We start from the raw sequence: 22,100 nt of genomic DNA, 5'->3' as shown, positions 1-22,100 counted from the left end.
CCTGCTCCACGCAACGTCATGTCGTCCCCCTGGCGCGTGCTCCGAACTCGCGGGAGCACTCGTCAGGAACTAGCACCTGGCTCTGACGACCCGAGGAGGTCCGGAGGCACCGGACCTCACTCCGCTCCGACTCACGCCTTCTGCTTCTGCTCCAACTCCGCGCGCAGCTTCTCTTCCCGCGCGCGCAGCTCCGGGGTGAACTCGGCGCCGAAGTCCTCGGCCTCGAAGACGGGGCGAATCTCCAGCTCCGACTCCTCGCCGGGCATGGGGGGCGGGCAGCGGCGCGCCCACTCCACGGCCTCTTCCATCGACTTCACCTGCCAGATCCAATAGCCGGCGATGAGCTCCTTCGTCTCCGCGAACGGACCGTCGATGACACTCTTCTTCCCGTCCGCGAACCGGATGCGCTTGCCCTTGGTGCTCGGGTGGAGACCGTCACCGGCCAGGAGCACGCCCGCCTTCATCAGCTCCTCGTTGTACTTGCCCATCTCGGTCATCAGCTGCTCGCCGGGCATCACACCGGCCTCGGAGTTCTTCGTCGCCTTCACAATGACCATGACGCGCATCGGTTCTTCCTTTCGGTTCGGGAGGCGCTGCGTCCTCGTTCAAAATGGCGACGAATAAGCTCGAAGCGGATCGACACGAGGCGAAAAAATCGCGAGGCAGGCTGGTTCGCGCCTCAGGGAAGCCCCAAGAGTCCAGGAAATATCAAGGGGTTGCGTGAGGCTCGGCCCACCGCGCCGAGGGCTGCGTCCCGTGGGCCCTTGCATCGCCTCTCCGCCATGGCGCTCGTTCCGCCCGCGCCATGTCGGCCCAGGGGCGCGCGGCGGCCGGGCCCAGCGAGCCCTCTGCGCGCACCTCCCATGCGGCGTTGTAAAGCGTTGATGCCGACCTCACCGTCCCGAGAGGCGCCGCCATTGCGGGGGCGCGCCTGGAGCCGGACATGGTACGGGGCGCACGGAATGAAGGGGGCAGGCTGTTTGGCGCACTCTCGCGCTTGATGGCGATGCCTCTCCATGCACTGGCCGCGGACGCGCTGCCGTCGTGGAACGAAGGGCCCGTGAAGCAGGCCATCATCGACTTCGTCACCCGTGCCACCACCAAGGGTGGGGCCGGCTTCGTTCCGCCCGAGGCGCGCATCGCCACCTTCGACAACGATGGCACGCTCTGGCCGGAGCAGCCGCTCGTACAGGGCGCTTTCATGCTGAAGCCGCTCCGTTCCCGCGTGAAGGAGGACCCGTCGCTCGCGAAGCGGCAGCCGTTCAAGGCCATCCTGGAGGGGGACCTCTCCGAACTCTCCACCATGGACAAGTCCAAGCTGATGAAGGTGCTGGGAGTGACCCATGCCGGCATGACCGAAGAGGCGTTCATCCGCGAGGTCCGCGCGTTCTTCCAACACGCTCGCCACCCGAGGTGGAACGTTCCGTACAACCAACTGGCCTATGCCCCCATGCTGGAGTTGCTCCGGTACCTGCGCGCGAACGGTTTCCAGACCTGGCTCGCCTCGGCGGGGGGCATCGACTTCATGCGTGTCATCTCCGAGGAGACCTACGGCATCCCGCCCCAGCAGGTCATTGGCAGCCAACTGAAGAAGACCTTCGACGACGCGCACGCTCCCTCGGTGCTGCGCCGAGAGGCGCGCGTCGCCCACGTCAATGACAAGGCGGGCAAGCCGGTGGGAATCGACGAGCACATCGGCCGGCGGCCCGTCTTCGCGGCGGGCAACGTGCGCTCCGGCGGCGACATCCAGATGCTCCAGTACACGCGAAAGCGCCCGCGCCCAGGCTTCGCCTTGCTCATCCACCACGACGACGCGGCGCGCGAGTTCGCCTACGAGGAGAAGGACGGCGCGTCATTGAAGGCCGCGCGCGAGGGCGACTGGGCCGTGGTCAGCATGAAGCGTGATTGGAGGCGCATCTTCGATGAAACGCGAGCACGGACTGGGAACGGGAGGGGATGAAGAGGCGGCGTCCCGCTTCCTGCTGGACCTGGCCAGGGCACTGCACCTGGCCTATCAACCCTCGCTCCTGGTGGAAGCGCGCGTGCGCCGGGCGGCGAGGGCCTGGGGGCTGAGCACGGAGGTCTTCACGGTCCAGAGCCTGGCCATGACGCAGGTGGTGGCGCCTCGACGGTCGCCCGCGGACTTCGCGCGGCTGCCCTTCAACCCGCACTGGAACCTGGGCCGTGCGGCGAGGCTCCTGCAACTGACGGATGACATCGCGGCGGGAGGCGTGGGCCTGCCGGAGGCCCGTGCCAGGTTGGACCGCATCGTGGCCGAGCGCTCTCCCTACTCGAAGTGGCTCGTGCTCCTGGCCTATGGCGTGTACGGCGCTGCCGTCGCGGCGCGCGTGGGGGGCGCGTGGTGGGAGATGTTCGCGGCCCTCCTCGTGGGCGCCATCGCGGGCGTCATCCACTTCGGGACGCTGCGCTCGCAGCGGGTGGACCTGCAGAAGAGCTTCCTCGCGGCGTTCCTGGGAACGCTGGTGGCGTTCGGGCTCCGCTTCGTCCTGCCGCCCTTCGATGTGGTCCAGGCGTTGTTTGGCGGGGCGGTGCTGCTGGTGCCCGCGATGGTGGTCACGCTCGGCTCATTGGAGCTGGCCTCGGAGTCCGTGGAAGCAGGCATGACGCGCCTGGTCTATGGACTGCTGCGCTTCCTGATGATTGGCGTGGGCATCGTGGCGGCCACGACCTTGTGGGGCTTTCTCTGGCCGATACCGGAGTACAGCGACGTGCACGTGCTGTCGCCTTGGGTCACCTTCTTGCTGTTGGCGGTCGGTGGCGTGGCACTGGCTGTCTGCATGGCGGGGCGGCGGCGCGACCTGGTGGGCATCGTCGGCGGGGTGCTGCTCGCCTACGGGACGCAGGCTGGGATGAAGGCGGTGCTGGGAGAGCAGGGGAGCCCGATGGTGGCCGCGTTCGTGCTGGGCGTGGCCGGGTTGCTCTACGGCCGGGGCGGACAGCGGATGCCGATGACGGTCATCATGCCGGGCTTGTTGCAGCTCGCGCCGGGCTTCATGGGGACGCAGGCCATCATCGCGTTGCTCGGCATGGGGCGCCCGGGCGCGGAGGATGCCCGGCCGTTCGACGTGCTGATGGTGGCGCTCCAGTTGGTGTTGGGGCTGGTGTTCGCGACCCTGGTGGTGCCGCCGCGCATCCCCGTGGACGGCGATGACACCGCGCCATCGCGTTCCGGGAGCACGTAGCGCCTCTGGGGCGGACACGGGCGGCGGCGCTGCTCCACCGCCCGGCGCCGCGCGTGGCTACGCGTGCGACTGCTGGGCGCGGCGGACGAACCGCTCCACCTGTTCGGCCAGCGCCATGACCTGGTCGCCGATGGCCGTCTCCTCCTTGCGCTCGCGCGCCTCCAGCAACTGCCGCTTCACGCGCTCCTTGATGGGCCCGATGCTCAAGCTGCCCGGGGCCTGGCTGGGGGGGTAGTCGAGCAGGCTCTGCGCGAACTTCTGGACCAGCGCCTGCGCGGGCACGAACGTGAACATCCGCTCCCCGTACCACTTCAAGTACAGGCCGGCCTTGGGGCCGTACTCGAACGGGTCCGAGCGCAGGTTGATGAGGTACGGCCACGCCGGGTCGAAGCGCTTGCCGCTGAACCACATGTCCGGGCCTTCGCCTTCCTGGTAGCTGAAGATGAGCTTCCAGTCGTCATACCGGACGGCCGCGAGGTTTCCGCTGTCGAGCACGTAGATGAACTCGTGCCGGGCTCCCTTCTCCTTGCCCGCGAGCAGCCCGGTCTGGTCATACCCATCCAGGTAGACCCGGAAGGTCTTGTCACCCGCCTTGTAGCCGCGCTGGCACTGCGCCACGAGGTCCTTGGGGCCACCCGCAGCGGAGACCAGCGTGGGCATCCAGTCCTCGTGCGCGAAGATGTCGTTGATGACGCGCCCGGGCTCCACCACGCCCGGCCAGCGCACCATGCAGGGGACGCGCACGCCGCCCTCCCAGGTGGAGCCCTTCTCGCCCCGGAACGGGCTGTTGCCGCCGTCTGGCCAGCCCATCTTCTCCACGCCGTTGTCGGTGGAGAAGACCACCAGCGTGTTGTCGGCGATGCCCAGCTCGTCCAGCTTGGCCAGCAGCACGCCGACGATGTCGTCCAGCTCCCGCATGGCATCCGCATAGAGGCCGTAGCCGGTGGCGTTCCGGTACTTCTCCTGGAGATAGGTCCAGACGTGGGTGCGCGTGGTGTTGTGCCAGAGGAAGAACGGCTTGCCGTCCTTCACGGCGCGCTCCATGAAGTCCAGGGTCCCCTGGAGGAACTCCCCGTCCACGGTCTCCATGCGCTTGCGGGTGAGCGCGCCGGTGTCCTCGATGCGCTGCTTGCCCACCACGCCCCAGCGCTTGTCCTCGGTGGGGTCATCGCGGTCCGTGGCCCAGCTCCGGAGGACGCCCCGCGGACCGAAGCGCTCCTTGAAGGTCGGGTCCTTGGGGTAGTCCGAGCACTCCGGTTCGCCCTCCGCGTTGAGGTGGTAGAGGTTGCCGAAGAACTCGTCGAAGCCGTGCACGGTGGGCAGGTAGGGGTTGGAGTCACCCACGTGGTTCTTGCCGAAGTGGCCGCAGGTGTAGCCCAGCGGCTTCAGCATCTCCGCGATGGTGGGGTCGGAGTCCTGGAGTCCATACTTCGCTCCGGGCATGCCAATGGTGGTGAGCCCCGTGCGCAGCGGGTTCATGCCAGTGATGAAGGCGGCGCGGCCCGCGGTGCAGCTCTGCTGGCCATAGCAGTCGGTCATCATCGCGCCTTCCTTCGCGATGCGGTCGATGTTGGGCGTGAGGTACCCCATCATCCCCTGGTTGTAGGCGCTGATGTTCCAGATGCCGATGTCATCGCCCCAGATGACCAGGATGTTGGGCTTGCGCGACTGCTTGCCATTGCCGTTTCCATTGCCCGTGGGTTTCGCCTTGCTTGCCATGTGTTGCCTCCTGGGCAGGAGGTGTGCACGCGCCCCCCTCGGGGACATGGTTCGTGAGGAGGGGGCGGGAGGGGAGGCAACGGGCCGGACTGCGGACTGGGTGAGGACGGGCGCAAGCCCGTTCCCCCGCGAGGGTGCTCGACCCCCTGCTCAATGCACGGGCGGCAGCGCCGGAGGTTCATCGTCACGGGTGTGCCTCGCGCCAGCGTCCATCAGGAAGTGGTGCACCGCCGCTCCCACGGTGGCATGCACATTCTCCGGGCCCAGCCGCGCCAGCAGGCCGGTACGCCGCAGCAGCGCGCGCAGCGGCGCCCGGGCCTCGGCGATGCCCAGCACCACGCCCTCTTCCTCGAACTCACGGCGCAGCTTCTCCAGGCCATCGGCAGCGGTGACGTCCATGTCGAACACGGCGGACGCATCAAGCACGAACCACCGCACGGGCGCATCCGCGCTGGAGACCAGGGCCCGGGCCTGCTCCCGCAGGTGGCGCGCGTTGGCGAAGAACAGCGGCGCATCGAAGCGGTAGATGACGAGCCCGGGCACCGTCTCGGCGTTCTCGAACCGCTCGATGTCGTGGTAGCCGGGCACGCCCTCGCGCTCGCCAAGCACCGCGTCGTGGGGCCTGGCGGCCCGGCGGATGAGGTCCGCGAGCGCCAGCGCCACCGCGACGAGGATGCCTTGGAGGATGCCCAATACCAGCACCCCCACCATCGTCACGCACGCGAGCACCGCCTCCACGCGCCGCACGCGCCACAGGTCGATGATGGCTCGGAACTCCAGCAGGTACACCGCGGCCACGAAGACGATGGCGCCCAGCGTCACCATGGGCAAGTCATGCAGCAGGGGCGTGAGGAACAGGGCGAACACCAGCACCACCCCAGCGGCGAGCACCCCCACGAGCTGGGTCCGCCCCCCCATGGAGACGTTGACGGCCGTGCGCGAGTCGCTCCCCGTCACGGGGAACCCCTGGCTGAACGCATTGGCGAGGTTGGCGGCGGCCTGCCCGAGGAACTCCTGGTTGCTGTCCAGCCGGTAGCGGAACCTGTCGGCGTAGAATCGGCCCGTCAGCACGGAGCTGGCGTAGTTGACGAGCGCCAGGCTGAAGGCGGCGGGGAGCAGCGACCGCACGTCCTCGAAGCGCAGGGACGGCAGGCCTGGAGCGGGGGGCTCGGCGGCGAGGGGACCCACGACCTTGATGCCCCCATGCTCCAACTGGAACAGCCCCCCCGCCACCGTGGTGAGGACCACCAGGATGAGCGGACCGGGGGCCTTGGGCAGCAGTTGCCGCAGCAGGATGAGCGTGGTGATGACGCCCAGCCCCAGCAGGAGCGTCGGGACGTGGGTCCGTTCGAGGTGGGTGGCGACCTCGAACACCTGACCCGAGAACGTGTCGGACTGGCGCTCCATCCCGAAGAGCCGCGCGAGCTGGCTGCCGATGATGATGAGTGCCGCGCCATTGATGTAGCCGATGAGGATGGGCTTGGACAGGAAGTCCGCGAGCGCGCCCACCTTGAGCAGCCCTCCGAGCAGGCTCAGCACGCCGACCAGCAGCGCCAGCAGTGCCGCCAGGGATGCGTAGCGCGCGGCGTCCGCGCCCGCCGCGACTGGCGCGAGCGCCGCGGCGGTGAGGATGGCGGCCCCCGCCTCGGGTCCGATGATGAGGTGCCGCGAGGGCCCGAACAGCGCATAGGCCAGCATTCCCGCCACGCCCGCGTAGAGGCCCGCTGCTGGACGCACGCCCACGAGCTGCGCGTAGGCCAGGCCCTGGGGGATGAGCATCGCACCAATGGTGAGCGCCGAGAGCAGGTCCGCCCGGAACCAGCGGCGCTGATAGTCGCGTGCCTGCTGCAGGCCCGGCAGGCCTCGCTGCACCGCCCGCCATGTCCGCGCCACCAGGTCGCTCACCGCCCATCCCCTCGCGCTGGTGCCCCGTGACACGCTGTGAACGCTGGGGCCGCTTCGCAACGCAAGGTCCTCGCCCGGGCGGCTCCTGGCATGGCCGCATGCCCCTGGGCGAATTGCGCGCCCGGAACACCGTCCCCATCCCTAGCTCGGAGACACCATCGACGGTGGGGCCGCGCGTGCCGGCCGGTCGCGCAAGCGCCAGCAACGGGCGCACGCGCTCTCCGCTCCGGGGCGAGGCCCGTCCTGGGAGGAGCATCCTGATGCCAACGTCCGCCACCAGGTCCGCGGCCTCCTGGCTCTCGCGCGCCGTCCCCTTTCTCGAGTCGGTCCGTGGCTACCGCGCCACGTGGCTGAAGCGGGACACGGTGGGGGCGCTCACCGTGACAGCCCTCCTCATCCCAGAAGGGATGGCCTACGCGGAGCTGGCGGGCCTGCCCCCGACGGCCGCCTTCTACGCGGCCCCGGTAGGGCTGGTGCTCTACGCGCTCTTCGGCAGCTCGCGCCAGCTCATCGTGGCCGTGTCCGCGGCGGTGGCGGTGCTGTCCGCCGCGACCGTGGGCGCGCTGGCACAGGCGGGCTCGTCCCGCTTCGTCGTCCTCACGGCGGCCCTGGCTTTGATGGCGGGGCTCATCTCGCTGCTAGCGGGCGTGCTGCGGCTGGGGCGAATCGCGCAGTTCTTCTCCGCCTCCGTCCTCACCGGCTTCGTCTTCGGCCTCGCGCTCATCATCGCCATCAAGCAGGTCCCCAAGCTCTTTGGCGTCAAGGGAGGCGACGGCAACTTCTTCGAGCGGCTGTGGTTCCTCTTCACGCACCTGGGCAGCACGCACCTGGTCACGCTGCTCGTGGGGGCTGGCAGCCTCATCATGTTGCTGGCGTTGGACCGCGTGTCGAAGCGGCTGCCCGCGGCGCTGGTGGTGCTGGCGCTGTCCATCGTGGTGACGGCGCTGCTCGGCCTGGACGCGCGTGGGGTGGGCGTGGTGGGCAAGGTGCAGGCGGGGCTCGTTCCACCCCAGGTGCCGGACGTGGGGCTCGGGGATTTGCTGCGCCTCCTGCCCGGCGCGAGCGGAATCGCATTGGTGGCCTTCGCCGAGGCCATTGGCCCCGCGCGGATGCTCGCCGCGCGTCACGGCTACGAGGTGGATGCCAACCGTGAGCTGGTCGGCCTGGGCGCCGCCAACATGGGCGCCGGACTCTTCCAGGGGTTCTCCATTGGTTGCAGCCTGTCCAAGTCCGCGGCCAATGACGCCGCCGGGGCCCGCACCGAGGTCTCAGCGATGCTGGCCGCGGGCTTCACGCTGTTGGTCGCCCTGTTCCTCACGCCCCTCTTCCGCCTGCTGCCCGAGGCCACGCTGGGCGCCATCGTGGTGGTCGCCGTCTCGGGAATGATGGACGTGCGGGAGATGCGGCGTCTGCACCGGATGCGGCGGGCAGACTTCCTCGGGGCGAGCGTGGCGCTCGTCGGCGTGCTCGCCCTGGACGTCCTGCCGGGCCTTCTGGTGGCGGTGGGCGTGTCGCTCTTCCTCACGGTGTACCGCGCCAGCGTGCCGCGACTGAGCGAGCTGGGCCGTGTCCCGGGAACGCTGGCCTTCGGCGACGTGCGGCACACGCCGCGCCCGTTGACCGTTCCGGGCATGCTCATCCTCCGCCCCAACGAGGGCATCTTCTTCGCCAACGCCACGGCGCTGCGGGACGAAGTCATGACGCGGGTGCGGCATGCCGAGCCCTCCTTGCGCGCGGTGTTGTTGGACATGGAGGTGACGGCGGACCTGGACGTCCCTGGCGCGGACATGCTCGCGGCGCTCCACGATGACCTGGCCCGTCGGCGGGTGACGTTGATGCTGACGCGGGTGATGGCTCCCACGGGCCGGATGTTGGAGCGCACCGGGGTGACGGCGAAGGTGGGCGCGGAGCACCTCTACGCGCAGGTCCTGGACGCGGTGGTGGAGCACCTGGCCCGCGCGCCGGCGGTGACACCCGAGGCACAGGGGTTGGTGCGCGACGGCTTGCGACGGCTGCGCCTGCTGGTGGACGAGGCCAGCACCACGCTCGACGCGGACGAAGGCGCTGACCGTGAGCGGCTCCAGACGTTGAGCCGGCGCCTGGGCCGGGCCGAGTCCGCGCTGGGAGAAGCGCGGCCGGGGCCGCACTGAAGCGTGTACCCGAGCGCGCGGCGCACCGCCGGGTGACGCCTCAGAACCCAATCGCGGGCAGCGGAGGCAGGGGCTTCCCCTCCAGCGCCTGCTCCAGCGACTCCGCGTAACGGCGGATGCCTGCGAGCCACGAGGCGTCCTTCTGCCCCTGCTCCGTGGCCACGAGGACGCGGTGCAGGGTCTCCCGAGCCGTCCGGCGCGCCTCTGCCTGCCGTGCGTGCTGGCCCACGGCTCCCGCCAGCCGCAGCAACCGGAGTACGACAGCGGGTTCGGTGGCGCCGTAGCGAAGCGTCTGGTCCGTGACCAGGTCCAGGTAGTCGCGCAGCGACAGCGCGCGAAGGAAGACGCGAGGGCGCCCGGACATGTCTGGCACCACGCGGGGGCCCAGCCGCATCTGGCTCAGCTCGCACATCAGGAAGGTGAGCTGGTCCAGCGCCTCCACCACGGTGTAGGGGTCGTTGATGCCCGGCGACAGCGCCTTGACGGCCACGTCCACCAACTGGCGCACGCCCAACGCGACGTCCACGTCCTCGTCCCGCCAGCGGTCCGTGTGGATGGCTCGGAGCAGGAGGGCCTCGGCCACCTCGCACGAAGCAGGGGAGAGGCGGTCATCCGACGCGAACCAGCCCACCTCGCCGCCTTGAATCACCGGCTCTCCGATGGCTCGCTCCAGGTGGACGACGAGCCTCCGCGCCGTCGCCACCTCCAGCAGGGGCCGCGCATCCACGGCGACGACGAAGCCGTTCCGTTCGGCCCGAAGCGGCCACCGCTCGCCCGTGGGCGCCGGCACCTCGGCCGGCGCCTCCATGTCCCCTGCGCGCAATCGCTCCAGCCTGCGCGCGACGCGCAGCGTGTCCACGCGCACCCGCTGGACGATGTTCTCCACGCGCATGGACTGGAGCGTATGGAGCACATGGAAGACGAGCGCGCCCTCACATACGACGAGCAGCAACATGGCCAGACTGAGCGCCGGGCGCGGCGCGCGCTCGGCGCCCGCCACGAGCCCGAACTCGTGGGTGGCCACGAGGCAGAAGACGCTCGTGGCGACGAACACCGGGATGACCACGCGGATACCCGCGCCGTGTACGAAGTGGCGCAACAGTCGCGGCGAGAACTGCCCAGCGGCGTTCTGCACCACGAGCATGGAGAGGGACAGGACGATGCTCAAGGACGTCAGCGCAATCCCCAGCACGGTGGAGAGCATGTCCCGCGCCTCCGAGGAGGTGGCCTGCCAGGCGACGCCGCGCAGAACCCTTGCCGCGAACACAGGGGGCGCCACGAACACCACGCCCAGGCATGCCCCAAGCACCGCGCCCACCACGGGCGTGAGCCACAGCCGATGCCGCAGCCACCAACGGAGCGGCGGTGCATCTCGCGGAGGACCGGACCTGGGGACCCCACGTCCCAGGGCTGTGCGGGGGAGTGCCTGGATGCCCGCCATGCGCAGTACCTCCGCCACGGCACTGGCCCTGAACCAGTGCGGCGCTCAGACCGACCGAGCACGGCGACCGAGCCTGCTTCCCGGCTCCGTCGACGGGGCTGCCCCCCCAGAGACTGGGAACGCTCATGCCCGGCGGCAAGACGCCTGCGAGGGCTCGGGGGCCTGGGGCCCGACAGCCCCTACGCCCGCCTAGAACTGGAGGTACACATACGGCCGCGTCTCCACGGCGGACAGGTGGCGGATGCCCAGGCCGAGCACCACCAGCACCGCGGCGCGCACCGGCATGGGCATGCGGACGAAGAGGTCCGACGACACCGTGTAGAGCTTCATCGGCACGGCATGGAAGAAGACGGCCGCGGCCAGCATGCCCCACACCAGCGGGCTCACGTTGGCGATGCCGGGCACGCCCGCCATCATCCGTTCGTAGAACTCGCCCGCGTGCGCCATGTCCGCGGCCCGGAACACCACGCGCGTCAGCACGACGATGGTGAACGTCGCCAACATGCCCATCGCCACGCGGGGGATGCCTGGGGACTCGGGCTTGCCCACCGACCACTCCCAGCAGCGCGACACACACAGCGCCACGCCGTGCACCGCGCCCCAGACCGCGAAGCGCCAGTCCGCGCCGTGCCACAGGCCGCCCAGCACCATCACCGTCATCAGGTTGAACAGCACGCGCGGCTTCGACACGCGGTTGCCGCCCATCGGCCGGTACAGGTAGTCGCGCAGCCACGTGGACAGGCTCAGGTGCCATCGGTTCCAGAACTCGCCGATGTTCTTCGCCAGGTACGGGCGGTTGAAGTTCTCCGGGAACTTGAAGCCGAACAGCGCCGCCACGCCAATCGCGATGTCCGAGTACCCCGAGAAGTCGTAGTAGAGCTCGAAGGTATAGGCCACCGCCGCGACGATGCACTCCGCGGAGGCGTACTTCTCCGGCGCGGCGAAGACGGGGTCCACCAGTCCCGCGCCCAGCACGTCCGCGATGACCAGCTTCTTCACCAGACCCACCGCGATGCGGAAGAGGGCGTGGCCACCGGCCTCGGGCGTGAGGGTCGGCGTCTGGCGGAATTGCACCATCAGCTCCGACGCCCGGACGATGGGGCCACTCACCACGCGCGGGAAGAAGAGCAGGTACAGCAGGTGCTCGATGAACGAGTGCTCCGCGCTCGCCTTCTTCCGGTACACGTCCACCGTGTAGCTGATGGCCTGGAAGACGAAGAAGGACAGGCCCACCGGCATCAGCAGGTTGAAGGGCTCGGCGCGGACCTCAATGCCCCACGGCGCCAGCAGTGACAGCAGCGTCTGCCGCAGCATCTCCAGGTACTTGAAGCCCGCGAGCAGGCTCAGGTTGGAGACGACCGACACCGTGACGAGCGCCTTGCGGACCCCCTGTGTCTGCGCGCGGGCCATGCCCTTCACGCACAGGTGGTCCACCGTGACGCCCACCAGGAAGATGAGGATGGGGAAGGGCGTGAAGACCGCGTAGAACAGGAGGCTGGCCACCAGCAGCACGCCGATGCGCGGCCAGTAGTGCCGGTGCACCGCCCAGTACAGGGCGAACACCTCGATGACGAAGATGAGGTACTGGACGCTGTGCGACAGCACGTCAGTTGTCCTCCACGCGCGCGGTGGGGCCTGCCTTCTTGTGGGCCTCGTACGCCGTGAGCAGCTCCCGGGAGAAGGCCCCCGCCAGCCGCGCGTAGCCTTCAGGTGTCAGGTGGACGCCGTCCGCGTGGCCCAGCGCGGGCTGCGTGCGCTGCCAGCGCAGCATGGAGCGCTCTCCGCCCATGGCCGCGCGCGTCGACCAGTACGCGCACCCCGCGTCCTTCGCCACCTGCGGCAGCGTGTTCAGCACTGACGCCAGCGAGGGCGCCTCGCTCCACCGGCCGTTGGCGTCCTGCGTGAGCCGGTCCGTGGGGCCCATCACCAGGCACTCCGCGTTGGTGGCCTTGCGCAGCCGCGTCAGCAGCTCCGTGTAGTCCCGGCGCAGCGCCGAGGCGTCCAGGTCCGGCCGGCCCGCCTCGTTGGTGCCGTACCAGAACACGAGCAGGTCCGGCCGCCGCGACGCCAACTGCGCGTCCACCGACGCCGCGTCCATGGCCCCCAAGGTCGAGGCCGTGGCACCGGGAAGGCCCAGCGCGTCGTACACGACGCCCGGCGTGTCGTATTCCAGGGACGCCCCCAGCACCGTGACGTTGCCGTCCTTCGGCGCCGTCACCTCCACGGTGTGCGAGGACCCCGTGACGGGGAACGAGCGGATGCGCACGGTGGGCGCGGTCAACGGCTCCGGCGGAGGCGCGTCCGGCGGCAGCAGCTCGCCGTCAATCGCGATGTCCGGCGCGCGCACGTCCGGCGCGTCCAGCGCGTACAAATCCAACCGGCCCGAAGTCGCCTTCGCCTCCGGGCAGTCCTTGCAGAACTGGATGCGCAGCTTCGCGCCCGGACCGCCCACGGCGCGGATGCCCGTCAGCCCCCACAGGCCGCCGGGGGGCGCGTCCTCGGCGGCGTCCTCGATGGTCCAGTCCCCCTCCAGCGCGCGCGTCACGCCCGCGGGCTCCAGACGGGGAGAGGCCTTGCCGGCGGCGATGAAGCCCCGGCCCGCGGCGCCGAAGCGCTTCGTCAGCACCTCGCGCACCGCGTCCGTGAAGTAGTGCGACGCGGTGTGCGAACCGCCCAACTGCGCGACGCCCACACGAAGGGCCTCGCCCGCCTCGCGGCGCTTCAGCTTGTCGAACGTGCGCACCAGCGCGGTGTCCGCGTTCTGCAGGCCGGCCGGGTCCACCGCGGCCACCAGCGGCGCCCGGCTCTTCGCGAACGCACGCTGAAGGGACAGGTCGAAGAGGTGGCCCAGCAAGTCCGAGCCCCGGGCGCGCGGGTGGACGAGGTCGTCCAGCATCAGCCCTTCCTCGAGCCAGCGCAGCGCGGAGCCCTCGCCGCCCATGGCGGCATAGGCGTCCCAGAACGCGCAGCCGGCCGCGCGGGCCTCCTCGCGGTAGATGGCGCCAATCTCCTGGGTGCCCCGGCGTGACACCACCTCGCCGCTCATGGTGCGCACGCCCGCGTCGATGGGGGCCATCAGCAGGCACGCGGCGTTCGGCACGTTGCTGCGCACGCGAGACATCAACTCCTTTATCTGCGCGCGCACCTCGTCCAGCGTGGTGCGGTCTCGCGAGTAGAAGAAGGCCTCGTTGCCGCCCACCATCATCACCACCAGGGACGGCTTGCGCTGGCGCAGCTGCGCGCGGAAGGCAGCGGGCTGGGCGCGCAGGTACACCTCCGCCATTCCGCCCAGCAGGCCCACCGTGTCGTAGACGACGCCCGGCGTGCCCGACTCCAGCGTCATGCCGTGCAGCTCCACCTTGCCGGACGTGGTGAGCGTCAGCGACTTCGCGCCCTGCGGCAGGGTCACGCGGGCGAAGGCCGCCTCCGACTTGTTCTTGGAGAAGCCCCGCGTGTGGATGCGCTGGAGCGGCTTGCCGTCCACGGAGAACTGCACGGAGCCACTGGCGGGCTGCGCCAGGAAGAAGAGCTCCGCCACGCGCGAGCCCTCCACGTCATAACGCGTGCTCTGGGAGCCCTTCTCCGAGCTGAAGGCCACGCCGGTCCAGCCCACCCGGTCGCGGGGCCACTTGGAGTCCACCAGCCGCTCGATTTCCCAGCCGTCCGAGCCTCGGCCCGAGCGCGTCCAGCGGCCCGCGCTGGCGGGGCGGGTGATGAAGAGGAAGCCCTTGCCGCCCGCGCCGAAGCGCTCCTGGAGCCGGTCGCGCACCAAATCCGTGATGTGGTCGGAGGCGACCAGCGAGTCGCCCAGGTGCACCACGCGCACCGGCGTGCGCCGGGCGTCCTCGCGCAGCTCGGCCAGGGCCCGGGTGTAGGGCGCCAGTCCGTCCTCCAGGCAGCTCCCGTCCGGCCCCGCCTTGCGGCAGTTCAGCTCGATGTCCACGTGCTGGGAGCCCATGCGCTCGCGCAGGGCCTCCAGGTCCTTCGCGCGGGCCAGGGTGGGGGCGCTCAGCTCCTCCAGGCCGATGCCCGGCGTGGTGGGCACGGCGGGCAAAGGCTCCGCCACCAGGGCACCGGCGTCGGCGGGCTCCTCCTCTTCCGTCTCTGCCGGCGGGCGTTTGGCGGCGCCCGCCCCCGCCGTCATCACTTCTCCGGGCGGACGTGTGGCGCGACCGCCCGACAGCGAGGTCGGCAGGACGAGCGCCACCAGCTTCTCGGGCAGGGGACCCCGCTGGAGACTCGGGAGGGGCCGGAGGGCGTCTGGGACCGGGGCAAGCGACAGCCCCAACGCCAGTGCGACGGTGAGGATGAGCGTCAGCCCGGTGGATCTGGCCTTGAGGAAGTCCAACAGCGCGGCATGAGACTGGCTTTTTGGTGGCGGGTCAAAACTCTCACCTCCCTTCGTGGCTTCGCCGTCTGGAGGGCGGGCAGGCGAGTCCCTCTTTCCCGGCGAGGCTGAAACGGTATGGTGCGCCGCCATGGCCGCCGGCTTGGTCCGGGGCCTTCAGGAGTGCAACACCCGCAATGGCCCTCTACCCCGTCATCATGGCCGGAGGTTCCGGCACCCGCTTCTGGCCGCTGTCCCGTCAGGCGCGGCCCAAGCAGTTCCTGCCGCTGGCTTCCAAGCTGCCGCTCATCACCGACACGTCCGCGCGCCTCAAGGGGCTCGCCTCGGTGAAGGACACCTTCATCGTCTGTGGCCCCCTGCACGCGAAGGCCGCGGCGAAGCTGGTGAAGGGGCTGCCCAAGGCGAACCTCCTGGTGGAGCCGGTGGCGCGCAACACCGCGCCCGCCATCGCCCTGGCGGCGGTGCAGGTGGCCGCGCGCGACCCCAAGGGCGTCATGGTGGTGCTGCCTTCCGACCACCACGTGGCGGACGTGCCCGGCTTCAAGCGCACGCTGGCGGACGCGGCGGACCTGGCGGAGGCGGGGCACATCGTCACGCTGGGCATCAAGCCTTCGCGCCCGGAGACGGGCTACGGCTACATCCAGGTCGGCGAGGCGCTGGAGGGCGGTGGCCGCAAGGTGCAGGCATTCAAGGAGAAGCCCGACCTGGAGACGGCGCGCGGCTACGTGTCCTCCGGGGACTACCTGTGGAACGGCGGCATCTTCGTCTTCCGCGTGGACGTCATCCTGGAGGCCTTCGCGAAGCACATGCCGGAGATGCAGAAGGGCCTGGACGCCCTGCGCAAGGCCGCGGGCAAGCGGACCTTCGGCGCGGTGCTGAAGAAGGTGTTCCCGAAGCTGCCCTCCACCTCCATCGACTACGGCGTCATGGAGAAGGCCTCCAACATCGCGGTGCTGCCGGGTGACTTCGGCTGGTCGGATGTCGGCTCGTTCGCGGCGATTCCAGAGGTGCGCCCCGCCGACGCCAACGGCAACGTGGTGTCCGGCAACCTCGCGGTGGTGGTGGACTGCCACAACTGCGTGGTGCTGGCCGACAAGCGCCCGCTGTCCGTGGTGGGCCTCACCGACATGGTGGTGGTGGACTCCGGCGACGCGGTGCTCGTGGTGCCGAAGGACAAGAGCCAGGACGTGCGCAAGGTGGTGGAGGCGCTCAAGGCTCGCAAGCTGACGAAGTACCTGTAGGCGTCCAGGTGGGGCCGGGTGCGCTGGAGAAACGCCCGGTTCCCACCCTGGAAGAATTACGGGCCGCGAACCCTTGATTCACGGGTGACCTCGGTCAGTTGGGGGCTTGCTCTGTCGATGAGTGGACAAGGGGCCTCTGCACGCCGGTTGCAAGGCCACCACCGCTTGCCCCGCTCCGGGGCGACAGAGGGTGGTGGGGTATGGCCTGCATGCGGTGTGACGTGGACCATCCGGCCGGGGCGTCTTGCCCAGCGGTGCATGACGGCGTCGCAGTGTCAGCGAGCTGCCTGGAAGGGCAGCGGCACGGGCCGCTCGTCTTCCGGCGCTGGTTGGGGGCGGGGGCGCTGGGCACGGTGTACCTGACGGAGTATCTCCCCACGGGGCACCGCTTCGCGGTGAAGGTCTTGCACCCGCACCTGGCGGCGCAGCCGGCCATGCAGCGCCGCTTCTACGCGGAGGCGCATGCGTTGCGCGAGCTGGTCCACCCTCACGTGGCCCGCGTGCTGGACGCGCGCCCGGGGCCCGGCGGTCTGCCGTGCCTGCTGATGGAGTACGCCGACGGCGAGTCCTTCTCCCGTCTCCCCATGCCGCTGGCGCCCGTGGAGGCGGTGGAGCTGCTGGGGCAGACGCTGGAGGCCGTGGAGGCCGCGCACGCGCGCGGGCTCATGCACTGGGACCTGTCCGCGGACAACCTGGTCCTCACGCGGGATGCGCGGGGGGAGCGCCGGGTGAAGGTGCTCGACTTCGGCGCCAGCGCCATCCTCAGCTCGAGCCTGTCTCCCGAGGAGCGGGCTCGCGGCATGGTGGTGGGCTCGCCGGCCTTCATCGCGCCCGAGCAGTGGTCCGGCGAGGACGTGGATGGCCGCGCGGACGTGTATGCGCTGGGCGTGGTGGGCTACCTGCTGCTCACCGGGCGGCTGCCCTTCGGCATCGGCCGCGCGGGGGAGCTGGCGCCTCCGGAGCCGCATGTCCTCAATCCCTGCGTGCCACTCGCGCTGTCCGCGGTGCTGCTGCGGGCCCTGGCGCCGCGGCCCGCCGAGCGCTTCCCGGATGCCCGCACGTTCCGCGAGGAACTGGCGCGCTGCATGGACCCGCGTGCCCGCGCGGCGGAGCGCGAGGCGGCGCTGGTCGACGACGTGGAGCTGCTGGTGGACATCGACATCACCTTCGACGAGGACGCAGCGCCCGTGTCCCAGGCGCCCATCCTGCTGCTGCCGGAGATGCGCGTGCCAGAAGGCAACGTCACCATCTTCGGCCAGGCGATTCCGGAGGACGGTGCCACGCCGCTGCACCTGGCGCTGCGGGCGGCGGCCCATGCGGAGCCGGTGCTGGAGGCGCCGGCCCCGCGCGTCGCCGCGCCCGAGGGGTTGGACGTTCGCGTGCGTCTCGCGGAGGGCTGGACGCGGGTGGTGGCCAACGACGTGTCGGTGGATGGCTTCTTCGCCGCGTGGGATGGCGAACTGCCGCCGCTGGCCGCGCGCCTGGGCGTGGAGCTGTCCTTCGCGGGGCGCACCGTGACGTGCGAGGGCGACGTCGTCCGCCATGTCACGGGAGACGAGGCCCGGACCTGGGGCGTGGCCGCGGGCGCGTTCATCCACTTCGCGGAGCCCGCGCCGGCGCTGCGCCAGTGGGTGGCGTGGATGCTGGAGGAGGGGCGCCGGCCGGAGCCGCGTCCCGATGGGGAGCTGGCGCGGCTGCTCGCCCGGGCCGCGGAGGCCGCGAAGGACCCATATGTCCTGCTGGGCGCGCGGCCCGACGCCGACTTCGAGGAGATTCGCCGCCGGGCCAGCGCCGCCCTGCGCCGGCTGGAGGGCTTCCGCGTCCGTCCGCTGCCGTCCGGGCAGCGCCGCGCGCTGGAGGCGCTGCGGGGGCGGGTGGAGTCCGCCCGCAGCACCCTGGGCGAGCCGCTGAGCCGCGCCGGCTTCGACGCCGTTCGGGGCAACCTGCCGGGGCTGGCCCGCTGCGTGGAAGCAGGGCTGCCGGACGAGGAGGTGGAGCCCCTGCGCCACGCCTTCCTGTCGGCCCGGCCGGGCTCGGAGGCCCGGGCCCGGGCGCTCTTCACCCAGGGACACGCGCTGGAGGCGCAGCGGGCCCTGCGCGCCGCCCTCTCTCGCTATGCGAACGCGCTGGCGTTGGATCCGCTCAACGTGTCGTGGCTGCGGCACTACCAGGAACTGCGCCAGCGGGCACAGGGGCTGACGCCTTCCATGCCCCCCGTGCCTCACGAGGGGGCCATGGCCCCCGCGGCCCTGCTTCCGTAGCGCGGGGGCCTTTTCCGGCCCCTTGGCCCTCCAACGGGCCAGGGACGCCCTCTGGTCGGGTGCCCCCCTGGCCCGCGCTCGTGTAGAGTCCGCCGCCCTCTGCCATGCCTCCGTCGTCACGGGGGCGGGGACACCTTCATGAACGCGCACATCTTCCGCGAATACGATATCCGAGGCCTGGTCGATAAGGACCTCACCACCGAGGTGGTGGAGCTGCTGGGCAAGGGCCTGGGCACCATCATCCGTCGCCAGGGCGGGCGCTCCATCGCGGTGGGCCGCGACTGCCGCGAGTCCTCCACCCGCTTCCGGGACGCGCTCTGCGCGGGCCTCACCTCCACGGGCCTCAATGTGTTCGACGTGGGCGTGGTCCCCACGCCGCTGACGTACTTCGCCGCCAACACCCTGCCGGTGGACGGCCTGGCGATGATTACCGGCAGCCACAACCCGCCCGAGTACAACGGCTTCAAGATTGGCGCGGGGAAGACGACCTTCCACAGCCACGAGATTCAAGCCCTGCGCAAGCTCATCGAGGCGCGGGACTTCGAGGTGTCTCCCAAGCCGGGCACGGTGACGCCGTACGACATCATCACGCCCTACAACCACTTCGTCCGCCAGACGGTGAAGGTGGGCCGCAAGGGGATGCGCATCGTCATCGACGCCGGCAACGGCACGGGCGGCGCCATCGCGGTGCCGCTGTTCGAGAGCATGGGCTTCGACGTGGTGCCCCTGTTCTGTGAGATGGACGCGACGTTCCCCAACCACCACCCGGACCCGACGGTGGTGGAGAACCTGGAGGACCTCATCGCGGCGGTGAAGCGCGAGAAGGCCGAGGTGGGCATCGCCTACGACGGTGACAGCGACCGCATCGGCGTCATCGACGACCAGGGCAACATCCTCTGGGGCGACCAGTTGATGGTGCTCTTCAGCCGCTACGTGCTGAAGGAGAGCCCGGGCGCGGCCATCGTCGGCGAGGTGAAGTGCAGCTACACGCTGTACGACGACATCGCGAAGCGCGGCGGCAAGCCCATCATGTGGAAGGCCGGGCACTCGCTCATCAAGTCGAAGATGAAGGAGACGCAGGCGGAGCTGGCAGGAGAGATGAGCGGCCACATCTTCTTCAAGAACCGCTACTTCGGCTTCGACGATGCCATCTACTCCACCGCGCGCCTGCTGGAGATTCTCACGCACGAGAAGGCGACCATGTCGGAGCTCCTGTCCGACGTGCCGAAGACGTACGCCAGCCCGGAGCTGCGCTTCGACACGAAGGAAGAGAAGAAGTTCGAGATGGTGAAGCGCGCCACGGAGACGCTGCGCGACGCGGGCCACGACATCATCGACGTGGACGGCGTGCGCGTGACGTTCCCCGACGGCTGGGGCCTCATCCGTGCCTCCAACACGCAGCCCATCCTGGTGCTGCGCTTCGAGGCCAACACGCCCGAGCGCCTCAAGGAAATCCAGGCCCTCATCGAGGGCACCGTGGAGAAGGTCAAGGTCGAGGTCGGGGGCTGACATGACGACGCCGCGCATCCTCGCCATCAGTGGCAGCCTCCGGACGGGGAGCTTCAACCGCCAGCTCCTGGCCATCGCCGTTGCCCACGCCCGCTCGCTGGGCGCGGAGGTGGACGTGGTGGACCTGAAGACGCTGGAGCTGCCCCTCTACGACGGCGACGTGGAGGCCAAGGCCCTGCCCGCTCCCGTGGAGGAGCTGCGCGAGCGGCTGGGCAAGGCCCAGGGCCTGCTCATCGCCAGCCCGGAGTACAACTCTTCCATTCCGGGAGGCCTGAAGAACGCCATCGACTGGGTGTCCCGCCCGCCCGGCAGGCTCTTCCAGGAGAAGTGGGTGGCGATGATGGGCGCCACGCCCGGCGTCTTCGGCACCGCGCGCATGCAGCCGCACCTGCGGCAGGTGATGGCGTCCGTGGGGGCGCACGTGCTGCCCACGCAGGTACACATGGCCCGCGTGTCGGATGCCTTCACCCCGGACGGGAAGCTCAAGGACGAGGCGCGCCAGAAGGAAGTGGAAGCGCTGGCGGCCGCGTTGGTTTCCAAGCTGAAGCCCTGAGAGGACGCGCTCATGCCAACGCTCGGTATCGACCTGGGGGGGACCTTCGCCCGTGCCGCCGTGGTGGACGAGGTTGGCAATCTGCTCGCCTCCTCGAAGGTGGCCCTGGTGGAGCGCAGTCCTTCGGGGGTCGTGGAGACCATTGCCCAGGCGGCCTCGGACGCGGTGATGGTCGCCGGTGTGCCGCTGGGCGCGTGTGGTGTGGCGGCCGCCGGGCAGATTCACAAGGACTCGGGCGTGTTGTCGGTGGCTCCCAATCTGGGCTGGCGCAACGTGCCGCTGGGCGCGCTGCTCACGGACCGGCTGGGCCAGCCGGTGCGCGTGGTGAATGACCTGGCCGCGGCGGCGTGGGGCGAATTCCACGCCGGCGCGGGTCGGGGCTCCCAGGACATGCTGGTGGTGTTCGTGGGCTCGGGGGTGGGGAGCGCCATCATCGCGGGCGGACGGCTCGTGGACGGCGGTGGCGGTGTGGCGGGCGAGCTGGGCCACATCAAGGTGGTTCCCGGCGGGCGCCGCTGCGGCTGTGGTGAGCTGGGGTGCCTGGAGGCCTACGCCGGTGGCCACAACCTCATCGCGCAGACGCGGGAGTTGCTCGCCAGCGGTGGTGCGCCGGAGGTGGCGCGGCTGACGGGCGGAGACCCGGCGCGCATCACCCCGGTGACGTTGGAGCAGGCGGCGGAGGCGGGCGACGTGGCGGCCGGTGAAGTCTACGCGCGGGCGGCGCAGTTCCTGGCCCTGGCCGTGGCCAACCAGGTGACGATGCTCAACCCGGCGCGGCTGGTGCTGGGTGGCGGCGTGCTGAGACACTGCCCGGGCCTGCGGCGTCGTGTGGAGGAGGGCGTGCGCGCCTGGTCCTCCACCACGGCGCGCGAGGGACTGCTCATCGCGGACGCGGAGCTGGGAGATGACAGCGGTCTGATTGGCGCGGCGTTGCTGGTGAAGTAGTCCGCGCCCCTTTCCGGAGGAGGAGGCATTCCATGGCCGAGCACAAGGGCATCGTCACGTTCAAGGGGCAGCCGGTGACGCTGGTGGGGGACGAGGTGAAGGTGGGCGACGCCGCTCCGGACTTCACCGTCTTCAAGGGGCTCAACGACGCCGTGCGGCTGTCGGACGTGAAGGGCAGCGTGGTGGTGTTGAGCGTGGCGCCCAGCGTGGACACGCGGGTGTGCGCGGCGCAGCTTCGCGCGTTCAACAAGGAAGCCACGGCGCTAGGGCCGGACGTGAAGGTGTGGTTCGTCACGCTGGACCTGCCCTTCGCACTGGGGCGCTTCATCGGCGCCGAGGGCATCCAGAACGTCACCACGCTGTCGGACTACAAGGACCGCGAGTTCGGTGAGAAGTACGGCGTGTACATGAAGGAGCTGGGGCTGCTCGCGCGCAGCACCTTCGTGGTGGACCGTGAGGGCAAGGTCGTGTTCCGGGAGATTGTCCCGGAGATGACGCACGAGCCCGACTACGACGGCGCGATGAAGGCGGTCCGCGCGGCGCTGTGACGGAGGTTCAGCCGCGCTCCGGCGGTTTCCAGCGCCGCAGCGCGGTCTGCTGCTCGTAGGGCTGGGGCGACGGGTAGGTGATGAACTCGATGATGGTGCCCCAGGGGGCCCGGGCGTAGCAGAAGGCGTTGCCCGGGCCTTTCTCCAGTGCTGGCAGTTCGTGGGGGCTCGAGAAGACCTCGCCTCCCGCCGCCTGGAAGCGCGCGAGCGCCGCGTCCATGTCATCCACGTAGACGGCCAGGTGCTGGATGCCCAGGTCGTTGGGACGGGCGGGTGG

15 protein-coding genes and 1 pseudogene are annotated in these 22,100 nt (G+C 70.3%); 9 read left to right on the top strand and 7 right to left on the bottom strand.

Translation table 11 applies throughout. The annotated features are described in order from the left end of the window. Positions 1 to 131: 131 nt before the first annotated feature. Entirely contained in the window at positions 132 to 566 is a 435-nt protein-coding gene (locus tag FMP39_RS31060) for a YciI family protein (protein ID WP_141593703.1), read from the bottom strand. Between the two features lie 434 nt (positions 567 to 1,000). Between FMP39_RS31060 and FMP39_RS31055 the strand changes: the two genes are divergently transcribed. Together FMP39_RS31055 and FMP39_RS31050 are read left to right on the top strand one after the other, a co-directional pair. Continuing rightward, a complete protein-coding gene (locus FMP39_RS31055; protein WP_228558490.1) occupies positions 1,001 to 1,960 on the top strand; it encodes an HAD family phosphatase in 960 nt (319 codons plus the stop codon). Then, complete coding sequence (locus FMP39_RS31050) at positions 1,923 to 3,203, top strand: threonine/serine exporter ThrE family protein (protein ID WP_141593701.1); 1,281 nt, start codon at positions 1,923 to 1,925, stop codon at positions 3,201 to 3,203. The genes FMP39_RS31055 and FMP39_RS31050 overlap by 38 nt, the downstream gene beginning before the upstream one ends. A 57-nt stretch (positions 3,204 to 3,260) precedes the next feature. Here the strand turns inward: FMP39_RS31050 and FMP39_RS31045 are convergent, their stop codons facing one another. Together FMP39_RS31045 and FMP39_RS31040 are read right to left on the bottom strand one after the other, a co-directional pair. Next, positions 3,261 to 4,922 carry an arylsulfatase gene (locus tag FMP39_RS31045; protein ID WP_141593700.1) on the bottom strand — a complete coding sequence of 554 codons (1,662 nt, stop codon included), beginning with the start codon at positions 4,920 to 4,922 and terminating at the stop codon, positions 3,261 to 3,263. Between the two features lie 150 nt (positions 4,923 to 5,072). Further along, a complete protein-coding gene (locus tag FMP39_RS31040) occupies positions 5,073 to 6,827 on the bottom strand; it encodes a SulP family inorganic anion transporter (protein ID WP_141593699.1) in 1,755 nt (584 codons plus the stop codon). 260 nt (positions 6,828 to 7,087) lie between these two features. Here FMP39_RS31040 and FMP39_RS31035 point away from each other — a divergent pair, with 260 nt between their 5' ends. Further along, on the top strand, positions 7,088 to 8,977 hold the full coding sequence (locus FMP39_RS31035) for a SulP family inorganic anion transporter (RefSeq protein ID WP_141593698.1): 1,890 nt from the start codon (positions 7,088 to 7,090) through the stop codon (positions 8,975 to 8,977). Between the two features lie 40 nt (positions 8,978 to 9,017). Here the strand turns inward: FMP39_RS31035 and FMP39_RS31030 are convergent, their stop codons facing one another. From FMP39_RS31030 to FMP39_RS31020, 3 genes are all read right to left on the bottom strand, one after another. Continuing rightward, positions 9,018 to 10,418: a DUF2254 domain-containing protein gene (locus FMP39_RS31030; RefSeq protein WP_228558489.1), complete on the bottom strand. Its 1,401-nt coding sequence runs from the start codon at positions 10,416 to 10,418 to the stop codon at positions 9,018 to 9,020. 189 nt (positions 10,419 to 10,607) lie between these two features. Next, the gene (locus FMP39_RS31025; RefSeq protein WP_141593696.1) at positions 10,608 to 12,023 is read right to left on the bottom strand and encodes an MBOAT family protein; all 1,416 of its coding nucleotides are present in this window, start codon (positions 12,021 to 12,023) and stop codon (positions 10,608 to 10,610) included. A 1-nt stretch (position 12,024) separates the two neighbouring features. After that, positions 12,025 to 14,898 carry a GDSL-type esterase/lipase family protein gene (locus FMP39_RS31020; RefSeq protein ID WP_141593695.1) on the bottom strand — a complete coding sequence of 958 codons (2,874 nt, stop codon included), beginning with the start codon at positions 14,896 to 14,898 and terminating at the stop codon, positions 12,025 to 12,027. A gap of 44 nt (positions 14,899 to 14,942) precedes the next feature. On the opposite strand from FMP39_RS31020, the gene FMP39_RS31015 reads away from it, so the two are divergent. The 6 genes from FMP39_RS31015 to tpx all read left to right on the top strand — a co-directional run bounded on the left by FMP39_RS31015 (position 14,943) and on the right by tpx (position 21,823). Beyond that, a complete protein-coding gene (locus FMP39_RS31015) occupies positions 14,943 to 16,007 on the top strand; it encodes a mannose-1-phosphate guanylyltransferase (protein WP_141593694.1) in 1,065 nt (354 codons plus the stop codon). A 272-nt stretch (positions 16,008 to 16,279) separates the two neighbouring features. Further along, the gene (locus tag FMP39_RS31010; RefSeq protein ID WP_228558488.1) at positions 16,280 to 18,268 is read left to right on the top strand and encodes a serine/threonine-protein kinase; all 1,989 of its coding nucleotides are present in this window, start codon (positions 16,280 to 16,282) and stop codon (positions 18,266 to 18,268) included. A 138-nt stretch (positions 18,269 to 18,406) separates the two neighbouring features. Then, positions 18,407 to 19,777 (top strand): phosphomannomutase/phosphoglucomutase, encoded by a 1,371-nt coding sequence (locus tag FMP39_RS31005; RefSeq protein ID WP_011556430.1) that lies wholly within the window; start codon positions 18,407 to 18,409, stop codon positions 19,775 to 19,777. A gap of 1 nt (position 19,778) precedes the next feature. Next, positions 19,779 to 20,330, top strand: coding sequence for an NADPH-dependent FMN reductase (locus FMP39_RS31000; RefSeq protein ID WP_090488362.1), 552 nt, complete (start codon positions 19,779 to 19,781; stop codon positions 20,328 to 20,330). A gap of 12 nt (positions 20,331 to 20,342) precedes the next feature. Continuing rightward, positions 20,343 to 21,275 carry an ROK family protein gene (locus FMP39_RS30995; protein ID WP_141593692.1) on the top strand — a complete coding sequence of 311 codons (933 nt, stop codon included), beginning with the start codon at positions 20,343 to 20,345 and terminating at the stop codon, positions 21,273 to 21,275. 32 nt (positions 21,276 to 21,307) lie between these two features. Beyond that, complete coding sequence (gene tpx, locus FMP39_RS30990) at positions 21,308 to 21,823, top strand: thiol peroxidase (protein WP_141593691.1); 516 nt, start codon at positions 21,308 to 21,310, stop codon at positions 21,821 to 21,823. 7 nt (positions 21,824 to 21,830) lie between these two features. On the opposite strand, the pseudogene FMP39_RS30985 reads toward tpx, so the two are convergent. After that, positions 21,831 to 22,100 (bottom strand): annotated as a pseudogene (locus tag FMP39_RS30985) (VOC family protein); the annotation flags it as partial.

Origin of the sequence: Myxococcus sp. AB056 (assembly GCF_006547365.1) — a bacterium.
In the GTDB taxonomy this organism is placed as follows: domain Bacteria; phylum Myxococcota; class Myxococcia; order Myxococcales; family Myxococcaceae; genus Myxococcus; species Myxococcus virescens.
Note: the sequence above shows the minus strand (reverse complement) of the source record. Positions and strands in the feature narration are given on the sequence as shown.

Excerpts from the sequence above, each read along its gene's own strand:
- FMP39_RS31060 (WP_141593703.1), bottom strand. The coding sequence starts at position 566 with ATGCGCGTCATGGTCATTGTGAAGGCGACGAAGAACTCCGAGGCCGGT.
- FMP39_RS31055 (WP_228558490.1), top strand. The coding sequence starts at position 1,001 with ATGGCGATGCCTCTCCATGCACTGGCCGCGGACGCGCTGCCGTCGTGG.
- FMP39_RS31050 (WP_141593701.1), top strand. The coding sequence starts at position 1,923 with ATGAAACGCGAGCACGGACTGGGAACGGGAGGGGATGAAGAGGCGGCG.
- FMP39_RS31045 (WP_141593700.1), bottom strand. The coding sequence starts at position 4,922 with ATGGCAAGCAAGGCGAAACCCACGGGCAATGGAAACGGCAATGGCAAG.
- FMP39_RS31035 (WP_141593698.1), top strand. The coding sequence starts at position 7,088 with ATGCCAACGTCCGCCACCAGGTCCGCGGCCTCCTGGCTCTCGCGCGCC.
- FMP39_RS31030 (WP_228558489.1), bottom strand. The coding sequence starts at position 10,418 with ATGGCGGGCATCCAGGCACTCCCCCGCACAGCCCTGGGACGTGGGGTC.
- FMP39_RS31020 (WP_141593695.1), bottom strand. The coding sequence starts at position 14,898 with ATGGCGGCGCACCATACCGTTTCAGCCTCGCCGGGAAAGAGGGACTCG.
- FMP39_RS31015 (WP_141593694.1), top strand. The coding sequence starts at position 14,943 with ATGGCCCTCTACCCCGTCATCATGGCCGGAGGTTCCGGCACCCGCTTC.
- FMP39_RS31005 (WP_011556430.1), top strand. The coding sequence starts at position 18,407 with ATGAACGCGCACATCTTCCGCGAATACGATATCCGAGGCCTGGTCGAT.
- FMP39_RS31000 (WP_090488362.1), top strand. The coding sequence starts at position 19,779 with ATGACGACGCCGCGCATCCTCGCCATCAGTGGCAGCCTCCGGACGGGG.
- FMP39_RS30995 (WP_141593692.1), top strand. The coding sequence starts at position 20,343 with ATGCCAACGCTCGGTATCGACCTGGGGGGGACCTTCGCCCGTGCCGCC.
- tpx (WP_141593691.1), top strand. The coding sequence starts at position 21,308 with ATGGCCGAGCACAAGGGCATCGTCACGTTCAAGGGGCAGCCGGTGACG.